A 14,813-nucleotide genomic window follows, 5' to 3' on the forward strand; every position below is an offset into this window, starting at 1 on the left:
TCAGCGGGCGGCGGTCCCCCGGTCGGTGCGGCGCAGGGCCCGGCCGGGGCGGGCGCCGGTGGGGCGGCCGTCGGCCAGGACGGCGGTGCCGTTGACGTAGACGTGGTGCACCCCGGCGGCCGGCCGGCGCGGGTGCTCGAAGGTCGCGGTGTCCCGGACCGTTTCCGGCTCGAAGAGCACCAGATCGGCGTGGTGGCCCGGGCGGACCAGCCCGCGCCGGCGCAGCCGCAGCCGGCGGGCCGGTCGGCCGGTCATCCGGGCCACCGCCTGCTCCAGCGTGAGCACGCCCAACTCCCGCCCGTAGTAGCCGAGGTAGCGGGCGAAGGTGCCCCAGGCCCGGGGGTGCGGGCGGGCGCCGACCAGCAGACCGTCACTGCCCGCGGTGTGCGCGGGGTGGCGCATGATCGCCCGGACGTTCTCCTCGTGCCCGACGTGTTGCAGCACGGTCGTCCCCAACTCGTCCTCGCGCAGCAGGTCGAGGAAGACCTCGGTGCCGGACTGCCCGCGGGCGGCGGCCAGTTCGGCAACGGTGGCGCCGACCGCGCCGGCCAGCCTCGGCCGGCGCACGCCGGAGATCTGCACGGCTGCCCAGTCCGCGACGACGCCGTGGCAGCCGTCGCTGCCGGTGACCTCCAACTGGTGCCGGATCCGCTCCCGGGCGGCCGGGTCGGCGAGCCGGGCGAAGGTGGCCTCCGGGCCGCCCTCAGCGGCCCAACTCGGCAGCAGGGCGGCCAGCGTGGTGGAGCCGGGCAGGTAGGGGTAGCTGTCCAGGGTGAGGTCGCAGCCGTCGGCGATCGCCCGGTCGAGCAGCTCCAGCAGCTCGCCCGCCCGGCCCTGGTTGACGCCGAAGTTCATGGTGGCGTGGGCCAGGTGGAGCGGGCAGCCGGAGCGCCGGGAGATCTCCACCATCTCGGCGTAGCCGGCCAGCGCACCGGCGCCGTAGGAGCGCTGGTGCGGCGAATGGTAGCCGCCGTGTGCGGCCACCACCGCGCAGAGCGCGACCAGTTCGTCGGTGTCGGCGTACATCCCCGGTGGGTAGCTCAGCCCGCTGGACATCCCCACCGCGCCCTCCGCCAGTCCCTGGGCCAGGAGTTCGCACATCCGGTCCAACTCGCCCGGGGTGGGCGGGCGATCGTCCCAACCGAGCGCGAGCATCCGCAGCGTGCCGTGCGGGACGAGGTAGCAGGCGTTCACCGCGCTGCCCGCGTCCAGCCGGTCCAGGTACTCGCCGACCGACCGCCAGTTCCACGCCAGACCGGGCGGATCGCCGTTCCAGCCAGCGAGTTGGCGGCGCAGCGCGGGGAGCGTGCGGTCGTCCACCGGCGCGTAGGAGAGGCCGTCCTGGCCGAGCACCTCGGTGGTGACCCCCTGGGTGGTCCGGGACGGATGGACCGGGTCGGTCAGCAGCGCGAGATCGGAGTGGGCGTGCATGTCGATGAAGCCGGGCGCGAGCACCAGTCCCTCGGCATCGATGACCTGACGTCCCCTCAGGCCCTCGCCCAGCTCGGCGATCCGGCCGTCGCACAGCGCGACGTCGGCGCGGAACCGGTCAGCACCACTGCCGTCCACGACGGTGGCCGCGCGGAACACCAGGTCGGCCATCAGTCGGCCATCAGAAGAAGGTCCGCACCAGATCGACCACCCGGGGCCGCGGGCTCGCGGCGTCGTCCAGCACCGGGATCAGCGTCCACTTGTCGAAGGCCGTGCACGGGTGCGAGACGCCGAGCCGGACCACGTCGCCCACCTCGACCTCGGCCCCGCGCAGGAAGGCGTGCTGGTCGTTGACGGCGCTGACGTGTCCGGAGAGCGGGCGCAGGCCGTCCGGCCCGCGGACCGCCTGCGGCTCGGGCAGCCCCTCGTCGTACGGGAAGTCGCGCTTGCCGCCGTCCAGCAGGGCGAGCCCCGGCTCGGGCCGCGAGATCACCCGGGCCCAGCCGTGCAGCGCCGAGCGGAGCGGTTCGCCGGCGCCGCGGGCCAGCGGGGAGATGGCGCGGTAGAAGCCGTCGTCGTGGGCCAGGTAGGCGCCGGAGCGCAGCACCACGTCGAGGTCCGGGTGGGCCCGGGCGAGCGGGGTGAGCAGCCGGGCCACCTGGTCGAAGTAGGCGCTGCCGCCGGCGGTGACGACCACCCGCTCGGCCTGGTCGAACAGGCCGGCGGCGCGCAGCAGGTCGTGCAGCTCGACCAGCCGTTCCAGGTAGCGTTCGACGGTGGCCAGCCCGCCGGGTGTGGCGTCGTGGGTCAGCGCGGCCTCGTAGCCGCCGATCCCGACCAGCCGCAGGGTCGGCGCCGCGCGCACCGCCCGTGCCACCGCCTCGGCGGTCGCCAGGTCGCGGACACCGGTGCGGCCGCCCGGTCCGCCGAGCTCGACCAGGACGTCGGCCGGCCGACGGGCGCCCGCCGCCCGGCGCGCCTCGTCCATCAGCCGGACGGACTCCACCGAGTCCACCCAGGAGCACACCTCGAACTCCGGATCGGCGTCCAGCTCGGCGGCCAGCCAGGCGAGTCCGGCCGGATCGAGCAGCGCGTTGGCGATCACCACCCGGCGCACCCCGAAGGCCCGGGCGACCCGCAGCTGGCTGAGGTTGGCCAGGGTCACCGCGCTGGCACCGGCGTCGAGTTGGGCCTGCCAGAGAGCCGGCGCCATGGTGGTCTTGCCGTGCGGGGCGAGCTGGACCCCGGCCGTGGCGCACCAGGCGGCCATGGTCCGCAGGTTGTGCTCCAGCGCGGCGGCGTCGAGGGTGAGCAGCGGGGTGCCGAGCTGGTCCAGGGCCGGGCCGGTGGCCAGGTACTCGGTGACGGTACGTCCCCAGCCGGCCGGCGGCACCGCCTTGAACCGCCAGTCCAAGCGCTCCTCGGCCAGCGCCGCCACCCGGTCCCGATCGATCCCCGAGCCGGCCGTCGCACTCTGCTGCATCGCCACCATCACTCCCCACGTTGCACTATGTGCAACGATCTTTGCGCATGTTGCTGCCGCTGTTCTAGCATGGGCCACATCGAGGGTCAACGACCAGGAGAGCTGGCCAGGAGGGCTCGGGAGAGCGATGAGTCAGACCGTCAGCCGCGCGCTCGCCCTGCTCGGCGAGCTGGCCGAGGGCGAGCGCTCGCTCGACCAGCTCGCGGCGCTGCTCCAGGTGCACAAGACCACCGCGCTGCGCCTGCTGCAGAGCCTGGAGGAGGCCCGGTTGGTCTACCGGGACGCCGAGTACCGCTACCACCTGGGCGCCGGGCTCTTCGCGCTGTCCAGCCGCGCCCTGGAGCAGCGCCCGGTCCGCCGGGTCGCCGCCCCACGGCTGGCCGAGCTGAACGCGACCACCGGCCAGACCGTGCACCTGGCCGCCCGCGAGGGTGGCGAGGTGGTCTACGTCGACAAGTACGACTCCCGGCAGCCGGTGCGGATGTACTCGCGGATCGGCCTGCCGGTGCCGCTGCACTGCGCCGCGGTCGCCAAGGTCCTCCTGGCCGACCTGCCGCCGGCGGAGCGTCGGCGGATCGTCTCCGCGCTCGACCTCACCCCGTTCACGGCCCGCACGCTGACCACCCCGCAGGCGCTGCTGGCCGAGCTGGCCACGGTCGCCGAGCAGGGCTGGGCGCAGGACCACGCCGAGCACGAGTCGTTCATGAACTGCCTGGCCGCGCCGGTCCGGGACGCCACCGGGCGGGTGGTGGCCGCCGTCTCGGTCTCGGTGCCGGACCTGGTGCTGCCCTACGAGCAGGTGCTGGAGCTGCTCCCGCAGCTGCGCGCGACCGCCGCCGGGATCTCCGCCGACTGCGGCGCCCCCTGACCCCGCCCGCCCCACCCGCATGAGCGACAGGACCGAGATCCGCACCACCGGTGCCCCCGCGCCGGCCTGGAGCTTCTCCCAGGGCGTCCGGAAGGGCCCGATCCTGCAGGTCTCCGGCCAGGGCCCGCAGGACCCGGCGACCGGCGAGTACCCGCCCTGCTGCCGGGCCCGTGGAGAGCGGGCCCGGCAGCGCGCGGTTCAGGCCCGACAGAGCACCCGGGCGGGCAGCCGGCTGGGCAGCGGGATCTTGCGCGACGGATGCGGCTGACCCGGGTGGGTCTGCCCCGGGTGCGGCTGTCCCGGGTGGGTCTGGTCCGGACGCGCCTGCGGCGGGACCAGACGCGGGCGGACCTGCGGCGGAACCGCGCCGTGCGGCGCCTGACCCGACTGCGAACCGACCGTCAGATAGTCGGAGAGAAAACAGCGCTCGGACTGGCTCAGTTTCCGCGAGCGCCCCGAGGCCCGATCCCGGGCCACCACCACGGTCCGCGCCCGCATGTAGACGGACGAGCCCCGGCAGACCTCCACTCGAACGTGTGCGGAACTCCGGCCGAGTCGTTCCACCACGAGCCGGATCTGCAGCGGTTCCGGCCGGTGGTGCAACTGTTCCAGATAATCGATCTCGTGCCGGGCGATCAGGAATCCGTCCGGAAAGAGCGAGGCCCGGACCGCCTTCGCGTGATGGTGGAAGAGGTCGTAGATTCCCTCCTGGATGTAGCCGACCAGCCGGGCATTGTTGATGTGCCCGTTCTCGTCCACGTCGCTCCACCGGGTCGGGCAGCGCAACACGTGCGCGTTCCGCGACGCCAGCACCCGCGCCCCGCTCACCGGGTCGCCCCGACGGCCGGCTGGTCGGCGGTCAGCGCACGCTGCGGGCGCGCGTGGTGGCCGGGGTGGGCGCCTTGGATCCGCTCGGTGCTCCACCCCTCCTCGGCCGCCTCGGCCGCGGTGCGGACCACCAGCGCGTCCGGCGCACCGTCCACCGCCTGACAGAGATCGGCCACCGCGGCGAGGCGGTCGGCCATGCCGTGATTCCCGCCGGCGCCCTGGCCGGGGAATTCGGCGAGTACGTTCACCACACGCTGGAGGCCGTCGGTGGCTGGCGCACCCGCGGGCGCACTGCTTTCCGCTTGGCATGTCTCGTGCACGGTGTCTCCCGGGAAATCGCAGAAGGGCATGGTGAGCGGCCCGGACGACTCCGGTGGCCACTCTTTGACGCAGCGGGGATGACGCTAGCCCAATCCGGCGGCCCGGCTCACCGTTTTCCCCACTCTGCGGGTATCGCCCCACGTCCGGAGTAAGCAGAATTCACCATGCCCAGTCACGTAACCAGCCGATCGGAGGACGTGTCCAAAAAGGTTACGCGGAAATCCGCAGCAATATTGCACCGAATTCCGGCGCGATGGCCGGACGGCCGGTCAGGCCGGGCCCAGCTCCTTGCCCAGGCAGATGCTCTGCGGGGATTCCCGGTAGACGCCGAACTTGGTGATCGGGCGGTAACCCTCGGAGGCGTAGAGGGCGACCGCCTCCGGCTGCTCGGTGCCGGTCTCCAGCACCACCCGGCGGCGGCCGGCCGCGGCGGCGGAACTCTCCAGATCGCGCAGGACCGCCCGGGCCAACCCCCGGCCACGGGCCTCGGGCACCACGAACATCCGCTTCAGCTCGGCATCGCCGTCCCGCAGGCCGGGGCCGTCGCCGTCCTTGGCGCGCCAGCCGCCGCAGGCGACCGGCGCGCCGTCCAGGTAGGCCACCACGAAGAGGCCGTGCGGCGGGACGAAGTGCGAGGGGTGCATCACCGTGGTGTCGATGCCGCCGTAACGCAGCACGTACTCCTGCTGGACCGCGGCGGTCAACAGCTCGGCGTCGGGATGGTCGTAGCCAAGGGTGCGCAGCTCCATAAGGGTGAAGCATACGGCCAGGTGTTCGAACCATCGTGAACTACCGGGATTCGAGGGGCCTGGGCTCCGGGGGCCCGGGCTCAGCGTGCGGCGAACCGGGCCAGCAACTCGTCCTTGCCGAACATCCGGGCGGTGTCCACCGCCGACGGCTGTCCGGCCGCCGGGTCGGCGCCACCCTCCAGCAGTGCGGTGAGCACCTCGTCGGCACCCTTGAAGACCGCGCCGGCCAGCGGGGTCTGACCGCGGTCGTTGGCCCGGTCCGGCTCGGCACCGCGCTCCAGCAGCAGCCGGACGGCCTCGGCGTGGCCGTGGTAGGCGGCCAGCATCAGCAGGGTGTCACCGCGGTCGTTCGAGAGGTTGACCGGAGCTCCGGCGTCCAGGAACGCGGCGAGCGAGGCACGGTCGCCGGCCCGGGCGGCGTCGAAGATCCGGCCCGCCAGCTCGATCAGCTCGGCCTCGTCCGGCTCGTCGGCAGCGGTGCTCTGGGCATCGGGGAAGTCGGCCATCACGGCCCTTTCACTGGAGGTTCACTGGAGGCGGTCAGGATCGGCGTGCGCGGACGCCACGGTCGTGCTCCCGCACGCTAACCGCCCGGTGACCACCCGGGCCAGCGATTGTCCGCGATCCGGCCACCGCGAGGCGACACACCGCGCGAGCACTCGCGCCCCCGTTCGAGCGAATTCCCGATGGCATTCGCCGACCGACGCGCGTCACACCCGCTCCGGAGGAGGGCCCCGATCGTCGGGGCCGCTGAGGCTTCCGAGCGCCCAAACCGCCCAGCCGGCCTGAGACTTCTCCGGAGAACCACCCATTTGCCACGTTCCATCATCTATTACTTTTTGTCAGGATTGAGGCACACTCCGTGACACTCTCCAGTGCACGGCCTCGCGGAACGCCCCACCGCCGCCGGCCCACGGCAGCGGCCCTGTCCCCCACCTTGAGGAGCAGACCCGTGATCCTGTCCATCTCCGGCATCGTCCTGTTCGGCACCATCGCATTCCTCTTCTTCCGCCGGGACGGGCTCAAGGTCTCGCACGCCGTCACCTGCGCGCTCTTCGGCTTCTACCTGGCGGGCACCGCGATCGCCCCGAGCATCCAGGCCGGCGGCGCCAGCCTGGCCAACCTGGTCGGCGGCATCAAGTTCTGACCCCCACCGGTCCGCGCCGGCTCCGGGCGGCGACGCGGAACCGCGCGGTGGGTCCCGCGCCGCCCGGCCCTCCGGCCCGGGAGCGGGTCCACCGCCCCGGTCCGACCTGTTTCACCCGCCCACTCGCCCGGGGAGTCAGGACCATGTCCCTCAACCGTCACCTCACCCGCGGCCGCGACCTCGCCCGCACCGCCGGCGACCACGCCGCCGACATGTTCGCCCCGCTCACCCTGATCGCCCGCGGCCTGCGCCGGCACGCCAGCTGGGCCAAGGCCCGCTGGGACGCCACCCCCGAGGACCACCGGGGCCCGGCCGCGCTGCTCACCGCCGCCGTGCTGGTCAGCATCGCGCTCCTGCCGCACGGCCCGCTCTTCAGCGTGCTGGCCCTGGTCGCCAGCGCCGCCTGGACCGGACGCGAACCCAAGCCCGTCCCGGAGCCCGAGCCGGACCTCGCCGACCTCAAACTGACCGCCCTGCACGCCGCGCTCACCCCGTACTTCGCGACCCCGGACGACCCCGCCCCGCTGTACGGCCCGGGCGGCGGCTACCGCGCCGTCTTCGCCGGCTGGGAGTTCGACGGCGACAGCCGACTGGGCGCGCTGGAGCTGAGCTACCCGGCGCACTTCGCCGACACCGAACCGACCGCCCGGACCCGGATCGAGCAGGTGATCCAGGGCAAGGCCGGCCGCACCCGCGAGTACCGCTTCGACTGGGACCAGGAGTGCAACAAGCTCCAGGTCACCGCGCTGGCGCCGCTGCCGGTCGACGTCCCCGCGCAGCACTGGGTGACCTCCCCCGGCGAGATCGTGCTCGGCTTCACCGACCAGCTGGCCACCCAAAGGATGATCCCGGTCGCCCACGACGGCGGCCCGGGCCACCAGCCGCCGGTGGTCTGGCGCACCGGGGCCCGCTCGGCCGAGCCGCACCTGCTGGCGCTGGGCACGGCCGGCTCCGGAACCTCCACCCTGCTGCGCACCGTCGCCCTCCAGGCGCTGGTCCACGGCGACCTCATGGTGATCGACGGCGCCGGCACCGGCGAGCACGCCTGCCTGGTCAACCGGCCCGGCGTGCACACCGTGGAGACCAGCCTGCACGGCACGCTCGCCGCACTGGAGTGGGCGGCCGAGGAGACCGAGCGCCGCATCTCCGCACTGAACGCCGCCCGGCACCTGGGCCATCCGGCCCCGCCCGACGTCACCCGGCCGCTCTGGCTGCTGCTGGACCACCCCACCGAGCTCAGCGAGCTGGCCCAGGCCGAGGGTCGCCCGGACCCGCAGGACCTGCTGGAGGCACCGCTTCGACACGGCCGGGCGGCCCGGGTCACCGTGGTGGTGGCCGACGCGGTCGAGGCGGTCGGGCGGATCTCTCCGGCCGTCCGGGCCACCGCCCGGGCCCGGGTGGTGCTCGGCACCACCGACCCGGACGAGCTGCGGGCCGCGCTCGGCGTCCCACTGGACCTGGCACCGGCCGCGCAGACCCCGCCCGGCCGCGGCTACGCCCGGATCGGCAACGCCGCCCCGGTCCGGCTCCAGGTGCCCGCCACCGTCGACCCGCTGGACGAGGAGGCCTCCGGCCGGCTGCGGGAGGCCGTGATCGCGCTGCTGCCGCACCACGACACCCGGACGGAGGCGGCCGCGCCCCCGATGCCGCAGGTCCAGCCCACCGTGGGCGTGGAGGCGGCGCAGCCGACCCGGGTGGAGCTCGGCAAGGAGTGCCAGGCGCACCCCGCGCCCCTCTGGTGAGCGGGTGGCGCGGTCATCCCGCGGCCAGCCGTCGCCGCCTCGGGACGGAATGGCCAATTCGGCTATGCCCCCAGTACGCTCCGGAAGGAAAACTCAATCGGTCACTGGGCGCGAAATTCGTGACACTCAGGGTGATATCCCGCTCCAGATGTGACAAATCGGACGGAGATGGGTACAAACAGGGGCGGCACGACAGACGACGCATGTCCCGGGACGGGAATCTTCGTCGGCGGCCGAGCGTTGACCGAACGACGAAGACAGCGACCAACTAGTCCTGTGGGCCATAAGCCCTGGAGGCACGATTCATGAGCGAGCGAGCTCTCCGCGGCACGCGACTCGGCGCCACTAGCTACGAGACCGACCGTGGCATCGATCTGGCACCCCGCCAGACCGTCGAGTACGCATGTCAGAACGGACACCGGTTCGAGGTGCCCTTCTCCGTCGAGGCGGAGATCCCCTCGGCGTGGGAGTGCCGCTTCTGCGGCACCGAGGCCGTCCTGCTCGACGGTGACGAGCCGGAGGAGAAGAAGACCAAGCCGACCCGGACCCATTGGGACATGCTGATGGAGCGCCGGACGCGCGAGGAGCTGGAGGAGGTGCTGGCCGAGCGGCTGGCCGTGCTCCGCTCCGGCGGGATGAACCTCGCGGTGCACCCGCGGGACACCCGCAAGAGCGCCTGAGCCCGCCCGCCCCTCGCGGGCGGGCAACGACGAGGGGCCCTGATCCGAGATCGGATCAGGGCCCCTCGTCGTGTCGCCGTGCTGTCGACCTCAGCGGCTGAGCGGCGGACGCTCCGGGTCGGCCGGCGGACGCGGGCCGCGCGGGCCGGCCGGCGGGTCCACCACCTCGCCCTGGACGACCTTGCCGTCCGGGCGATGGATCCGCAGCTGCTCCTGCAGCCGCAGCGCGTCGGCGAACGGGTCGCCGGCGGCGGCCGGGGTGCGCAACGCCTTGTCGGCCACTCGGCGACCGACGATCCGCCAGAGCGCCCGGGTCGGCGGGAAGAGCAGGGTCAGCCCCAGCAGGTCGGACAGGAAGCCGGGCAGGATCAGCAGCAGACCGGCCAGCACGGTCAGGCTGGTGCCGGTCTCGGCGGCACCGGACGCCGGCACCGTGCCCTGCTCGAAGGCCGCCGTGGCGGCGCGGAAGGCTCGCCGGCCGGCCTGCTTGATCAGCTGGCCGCCGAGCGCGGCGCCGACCACCAGCAGCGCCAGCACCAGGAACCAGCCGGTCACCGCGGCGACCTGGACCAGCAGCCAGATCTCCAGCAGCAACCAGCCGGTGACCAGCAGCGGGAGCAGCCGGCGCAGTCGGCCCCGGCGCCCCGCGGGACGCCCGGGGGCTTGGGTCTCAAAGGCGTGCTGGGACACGGTACGAATCCACTCCATCACGGTGCGCACCGCCGGCGGGCGGGTCCCGCCCGGTCAGGGCACCACCGTGGTCAACGGTTCGGCCGGCTGCGGTGTTCCGCCCACCAACGGACGTCGACGGCGGTCGAGCAGGACGGCCGCGCCGCAGGCCAGCAGCCCGAGGATGGCCAGCGTCCACTCCGGTGCGGCGCCCACCCGGTCGGCCAGGGTCCGACCGTCGCGCAGCGGGACGGTCGCGCTCAGCTCGGCCGCGGTGAGCTCGGTGGTGCGGCTCTCCACCGTGCCATCCGGGCGGATGATCGCACTGATCCCGCTGGTCGCGGCGATCACCACGGCCCGGCCGTGCTCGACCGCACGCAGCCGGGACATCGCCAGCTGCTGGTCCGGCTGGCCACTGCGGGCGTAGGTGGCGTTGTTGGTCTGCACGACGATCACCCGGCCGCCGGCGTTGACGGTGTCGCGGACGATCTCGTCGTAGGCGACCTCGAAGCAGATCACGTCGCCGATCCGGGCCTTGCCAAGCTGCAGCACGCCGGGCTTCTTGCCCGGGTAGAAGTCCTTCGCGACCCGCTGCAGCCGGGTGATCACCTTCATCAGCACCGAGCGGAACGGCACGTACTCGCCGAACGGCACCGGGTGCTGCTTGGTGTAGGAGGCTCCGGGGCCGGTGGTCGGGTCCCAGACGATGCCCTCGTTCTGCACGTGCTGGCTGTCCGGACCGTCCACCAGGGCGCCGACCAGGGTCGGCACGCCGACCGCCTTCACGGCCTGGTCGATCCGCTCGTAGGCGGCCGGGTCGGCGAACGGGTTGAGGTCGGAGGAGTTCTCCGGCCAGATCACCACGTCGGGCTGCGGCACCTGCCCCGCCTTGACCTGGGCGGCCAGCTTCAGGGTTTCGTTGGCGTGGTTGTCGAGCACCTGCATCGGGCGGCCGAGGAAGTCCATCCCGGGGTGCGGGACGTTGCCCTGCACGACCGCGACCTTGACGGTGTCGTCGGGGGCGGTCGGGATCGGCACCGCGTAGCCGGCCACCGCGACACCCACCGCGCAGGTGGCGGCCAGCGCGGGCAGCAGCACCCGGCGGCGGCCGACGGCCGGCCGGGGACCGGCTCCGGGGGCGGACTCGGCCGGAGCCTCGGCAGCCGGCCTGTCCAGCACCGGCCCGTCCAGCACCGGTTCGGCTGCCACCGGCCCGTCCGCCGGGGCGCGGCGCGGCAGCCGGGCGAGCAGCCGGGGCACCAGCGGGGCCGCGAGATAGGCCAGCAGCGTGCCGGTCAGTGCCACCGCGAAGGTGACCAGCGGCGCACCACCCCAGGCGGCCAGTGGCGTGAACGGGCTGGCGGTGTTGGCGAACGCCAGCCGTCCCCACGGGAACCCGCCGAACGGCAGCCGGTCGCGCGCCCACTCCTGGGTCACCCAGAGGCAGGCGCCCCAGAGCGGCCAGCCCGGCAGCCGCGAGGTGACCGCCAGCCCGGCTCCCATCGCGCAGACGAAGAGCGCCTCCACCGCCGCGAGCCCGATCCAGGCGTCCGGCCCGATCACCTGCATCCAGACCAGCAGCCAGAGGAAGAACGCGAACCCGAAGAAGAACCCGGTCCAGGCACCCTGCCGGACGGTCCGGCCCCGGGTCAGCAGCGAGAGCGCGGCGACCGCGACCACCGACAGCGGCCAGAGCCCGTACGGCGGGAAGGCGGCGGCCAGCAGCAGGCCGGCCAGCACGGCCGGGACCGCCCGCGGCAGGCCGGCGCGCATCCGGCGGACCAGCCGGACCAGCCGGCCGGGCCGGGCCGGCTCGGCGGCCGGGCCGACGGCCGGGTCGCTCGGGGGCGGCGTGCCCTCGGGGTGATCGGGACCGAGCCGCTCGGAACCCGCGTCGACAGGCACTGCCACCTGCGCACCATCTCTCTGACTGGACGTGGTCGGCGCCGCCCGGAAGGCGGGAGAGCCCTCCGGGCGGCGGCGGTCATCCGACGACGGTACCTGCCCGGGCCGTCGACCGGTAGTTGAGGTTTCTGAGAATGCGCAGGTCAGCCCAGGGATCCGGCGTCGTACACGGTACGTCCGCGGACCACCGTGCGCAGGCAGGTCGGCAGCGGGGCGCCGGGGGTGAGGTCGGGCAGGCCCGGAATGCCCGAGCGCGGGTCGGTGGACCAGCCCGCCACCCGGGAGTCCGGGGCCTGGACCACCAGGTCACCGCTCTGCCAGACGGCGTAGGTCGCCGGGGCACCGGGGATGAGCACGCCCTCCTGGTCCCGGCCGAGCGCCCGCCAGCCGCCCCGGGTGTGCGCGGCGAAGGCGGCCCGGACCGAGATCCGGTGCTCGGGGGTCCGGTGGAAGGCCGCGGCACGCACGGTTCCCCACGGGTCCAGCGCGGTGACCGGGGCGTCCGAGCCGAAGGCCAGCGGCACACCGGCTCGCAGCAGCGCGGCGAACGGGTTGAGCCCGGCCGCCCGCTCGGCGCCCAGCCGCTGCGCGTACATGCCGTCCGGGCCGCCCCAGGCGGCATCGAAGGCGGGCTGCACCGATGCCACCAAGCCCAGCTCGGCGAAGGCCGCGACGGCCTTGTCGTCCAGCGCCTCGGCGTGCTCGATCCGGTGCCGCAGCGCTCGGACCGCGGCCTGGCCGAGCCGCTCGGCGGCGGTCCGCACCCCGTCCAGCACGGCGGTCAGCGCCGCGTCGCCGATCGCGTGGAAGCCGGCCTGCAGCCCGGCCTCGGTGCAGGCCGTGACGTGGTCGGCGATCTGCTCGGCGGTCAGGTAGGCGGTGCCGGTGTGCGGGGCGTCCTGATAGGGAGCGTGCAGGCAGGCGGTGTGCGAGCCGAGCGCGCCGTCCACGAAGAGGTCGCCACCGGCGCCGACCGCGCCGAGCCGGCGGGCGGTCTCGATCCCGCCCAGCTCACCCCAGTAGCCGTAGACCTCGGGCCCGGGGTGCTCGGCGGCCAGCGCCAGCAGCGCGACCAGGTCCCGCTCGGAGGAGATCTCCGGGCCGGCGCACTCGTGCAGCGCGCCGATGCCGAGCGCGGCGGCCCGGCGCAGGGCGGCCGACTGGGCCTCCCCGCGCTGGGCGTCCGTCAGGTGGGCGAGCGCGGCCTGCCGGACCGCGTGGTGCGCGGCCCGGGTGAGCGGGCCGTCCGGCGTGAAGCCGGGCTGCTCGGCCAGGCCGGGAGTGCTCGCCCGCAGCGCGCTGGAGGCCAGCGCGGAGTGCACGTCGGTGCGGGAGAGGTAGAGCGGCGCGCCCCCCGCGGCCCGGTCCAGCTCCGCCAGGGTCGGCGGGCGACCCTCGGGCCAGCCGGTCTCGTCCCAGCCATGGCCGATCGGCACGCCACCGGAGCGGGCGTGGTCGGCGATCCGGCGCAGCGCCTCGGCGAGCGAGGGGCAGTCGGTGAGGTCCAGACCGGTCAGCGCGAGGCCGGTGGAGGTGGCGTGCACGTGGGCGTCCACGAACGCCGGGGTGACCAGCGCGCCCGCCAGGTCGACCACCTCGTCGGCCGTCGCCGCGTAGGAGTCGGCAGCGCCCTCGCTGCCGATCCAGGCGACCTGCTCCCCCTCGATCAGCATCGCGGTGGCGAAGGGGTCGGCCGGACTGTAGACGGTGCCACCGCGCAGCAGCGCGGTGCGGAAGGCGCGTTCGGTCATGGGGACCAGTCTGCACCCGGTGCGTCCGGTGACCGGACAGCGGGGTTACAGCTTGGGCGGCCGCGCCTCGTAGGGCGTGGAGAGCACCACGGTGGTCCGGGTGGAGACACCGGCCGCGCTGCGGATCCGGGCCAGCAGGTCCTCCAGGTCACCGGGGGCGCCGACCCGCACCTTGAGGATGTAGCTCTCGTCCCCGGCGACGCTGTGGCAGGCCTCGATCTCGGCCAGCGGGGCGAGCCGGTCGGGGACGTCGTCCGGCGCGCTCGGGTCGAAGGGCTTGACCGAGATGAAGGCGGTCAGCGCGAGGTTGACGGCGTCGGGGTCGATGATCGCCGAGTAGCCGCGGATCACCCCGCGCTGCTCCAGTCGCCGCACCCGCTGGTGGACGGCCGAGGTGGACAGGCCGGTGGCCTTGCCCAGGTCGGTGTAGCTCATCCGCCCGTCCTGGACGAGCAGCTGAACGATGCGCTGGTCGAGATCCTCCACAAGGCGCAAACCTACAGGAGCCGGCCCGGGCCGGGGCACGGACCGGAGCCGCGCCGGGAGCGCCCGGCGCACCCGTGGCACATGCCGACGGAATGTGGCGAAGGCCACACCACGATGCATCACCCTGCGCCGACCTGCAGGGTTATGACACCCCGTCGGAGGGAATTGCTGCTGGTGGCCCGGGCCGAGTTGGTCCGGCCCGATCCAAGGGGGATCACATGCGTGCAGCTGACCAGCGCGCCCACGGCGCCGACAGCCACCTGACCGCGGTCGACGAGAGGGACGGCGAGCAGCTCGCCCCCCGTCTCGGCAGCGACCCGGGCGAGGCCGAGACCTGGGAGATCTTCCGGGTGAACTGCCCGGAGTGCGACCGACCGATCGCCCTGGTGGGTGACGAGGAGCGGCTGCCGCAGCACGCGGTACTGCGGACCGCCTGGCACCCGTTCTCCCCCGCGCTCTGCCCCGGCTCGGGGTTGCCGGCCGACGACCTGGAGGAGTCGGCCGTCGACGAGGTCGTGGGCGAGGGCGGCCCGCTGGCCGCGCTGCTCGCGCTGCCGGCCGAACTCGACTGGCGCACCCAGCCGTTCTCGCACGCGCTGCCGCGGCCGCGGGCCACCGAGCCGCAGCCGGCCGGCCAGCTGCCGGGCGCGCAGCCGCACGTCCGGACCAGCGCGTCCGGTCACCGGGTGCCGGCGATGCGCAAGGCCCCGGCCGGCCGGCTGGTCCGGCGCTGATCCGAACGGCCGGCGCCGC

The 14,813-nt window shown here is 74.2% G+C and carries 15 protein-coding genes; 5 read left to right on the forward strand and 10 right to left on the reverse strand.

The window, feature by feature from the left end; genetic code table 11:
* Together ACIGXM_RS20125 and ACIGXM_RS20130 are read right to left on the reverse strand one after the other, a co-directional pair.
* Positions 1-1,602, reverse strand: coding sequence for an amidohydrolase family protein (locus tag ACIGXM_RS20125; RefSeq protein WP_396562703.1), 1,602 nt, complete (start codon positions 1,600-1,602; stop codon positions 1-3).
* 10 nt (positions 1,603-1,612) lie between these two features.
* Complete coding sequence (locus tag ACIGXM_RS20130) at positions 1,613-2,914, reverse strand: alanine racemase (protein ID WP_396562704.1); 1,302 nt, start codon at positions 2,912-2,914, stop codon at positions 1,613-1,615.
* A gap of 127 nt (positions 2,915-3,041) precedes the next feature.
* On the opposite strand from ACIGXM_RS20130, the gene ACIGXM_RS20135 reads away from it, so the two are divergent.
* Positions 3,042-3,782, forward strand: coding sequence for an IclR family transcriptional regulator (locus ACIGXM_RS20135; RefSeq protein ID WP_396562706.1), 741 nt, complete (start codon positions 3,042-3,044; stop codon positions 3,780-3,782).
* Positions 3,783-3,980: 198 nt separating this feature from the next.
* Here ACIGXM_RS20135 and ACIGXM_RS20140 read toward each other — a convergent pair whose 3' ends face one another.
* The 4 genes from ACIGXM_RS20140 to ACIGXM_RS20155 all read right to left on the reverse strand — a co-directional run bounded on the left by ACIGXM_RS20140 (position 3,981) and on the right by ACIGXM_RS20155 (position 6,186).
* Positions 3,981-4,541, reverse strand: a complete 561-nt coding sequence (locus ACIGXM_RS20140; RefSeq protein WP_396562708.1) for a thioesterase family protein — start codon at positions 4,539-4,541, stop codon at positions 3,981-3,983.
* A gap of 65 nt (positions 4,542-4,606) precedes the next feature.
* Positions 4,607-4,807, reverse strand: coding sequence for a hypothetical protein (locus ACIGXM_RS20145; RefSeq protein WP_396562710.1), 201 nt, complete (start codon positions 4,805-4,807; stop codon positions 4,607-4,609).
* A 393-nt stretch (positions 4,808-5,200) separates the two neighbouring features.
* Positions 5,201-5,680, reverse strand: a complete 480-nt coding sequence (locus ACIGXM_RS20150) for a GNAT family N-acetyltransferase (protein ID WP_396562711.1) — start codon at positions 5,678-5,680, stop codon at positions 5,201-5,203.
* An 80-nt stretch (positions 5,681-5,760) separates the two neighbouring features.
* Positions 5,761-6,186: an ankyrin repeat domain-containing protein gene (locus ACIGXM_RS20155; RefSeq protein WP_396562713.1), complete on the reverse strand. Its 426-nt coding sequence runs from the start codon at positions 6,184-6,186 to the stop codon at positions 5,761-5,763.
* Between the two features lie 446 nt (positions 6,187-6,632).
* On the opposite strand from ACIGXM_RS20155, the gene ACIGXM_RS20160 reads away from it, so the two are divergent.
* The 3 genes from ACIGXM_RS20160 (at position 6,633) to ACIGXM_RS20170 (ending at position 9,249) form a co-directional block, all read left to right on the forward strand.
* On the forward strand, positions 6,633-6,827 hold the full coding sequence (locus tag ACIGXM_RS20160; protein WP_396562715.1) for a hypothetical protein: 195 nt from the start codon (positions 6,633-6,635) through the stop codon (positions 6,825-6,827).
* Positions 6,828-6,970: 143 nt separating this feature from the next.
* Positions 6,971-8,569 (forward strand): hypothetical protein, encoded by a 1,599-nt coding sequence (locus tag ACIGXM_RS20165; protein WP_396562717.1) that lies wholly within the window; start codon positions 6,971-6,973, stop codon positions 8,567-8,569.
* Between the two features lie 305 nt (positions 8,570-8,874).
* Positions 8,875-9,249: an RNA polymerase-binding protein RbpA gene (locus ACIGXM_RS20170; protein WP_035795456.1), complete on the forward strand. Its 375-nt coding sequence runs from the start codon at positions 8,875-8,877 to the stop codon at positions 9,247-9,249.
* 90 nt (positions 9,250-9,339) lie between these two features.
* Here ACIGXM_RS20170 and fxsA read toward each other — a convergent pair whose 3' ends face one another.
* From fxsA to ACIGXM_RS20190, 4 genes are all read right to left on the reverse strand, one after another.
* Entirely contained in the window at positions 9,340-9,939 is a 600-nt protein-coding gene (gene fxsA, locus ACIGXM_RS20175) for an FxsA family membrane protein (RefSeq protein WP_396562719.1), read from the reverse strand.
* A gap of 54 nt (positions 9,940-9,993) precedes the next feature.
* Complete coding sequence (lnt, locus tag ACIGXM_RS20180) at positions 9,994-11,829, reverse strand: apolipoprotein N-acyltransferase (protein ID WP_396562721.1); 1,836 nt, start codon at positions 11,827-11,829, stop codon at positions 9,994-9,996.
* 137 nt (positions 11,830-11,966) lie between these two features.
* Positions 11,967-13,574, reverse strand: coding sequence for an amidohydrolase (locus tag ACIGXM_RS20185; RefSeq protein ID WP_396562723.1), 1,608 nt, complete (start codon positions 13,572-13,574; stop codon positions 11,967-11,969).
* Between the two features lie 45 nt (positions 13,575-13,619).
* The gene (locus ACIGXM_RS20190; RefSeq protein ID WP_396562725.1) at positions 13,620-14,060 is read right to left on the reverse strand and encodes an Lrp/AsnC family transcriptional regulator; all 441 of its coding nucleotides are present in this window, start codon (positions 14,058-14,060) and stop codon (positions 13,620-13,622) included.
* Positions 14,061-14,278: 218 nt separating this feature from the next.
* Here ACIGXM_RS20190 and ACIGXM_RS20195 point away from each other — a divergent pair, with 218 nt between their 5' ends.
* Entirely contained in the window at positions 14,279-14,794 is a 516-nt protein-coding gene (locus tag ACIGXM_RS20195) for a hypothetical protein (RefSeq protein WP_396562727.1), read from the forward strand.
* Positions 14,795-14,813: the final 19 nt, after the last annotated feature.

It is taken from the genome of Kitasatospora sp. NPDC052896 (genome assembly GCF_044547075.1).
GTDB lineage: Bacteria > Actinomycetota > Actinomycetes > Streptomycetales > Streptomycetaceae > Kitasatospora.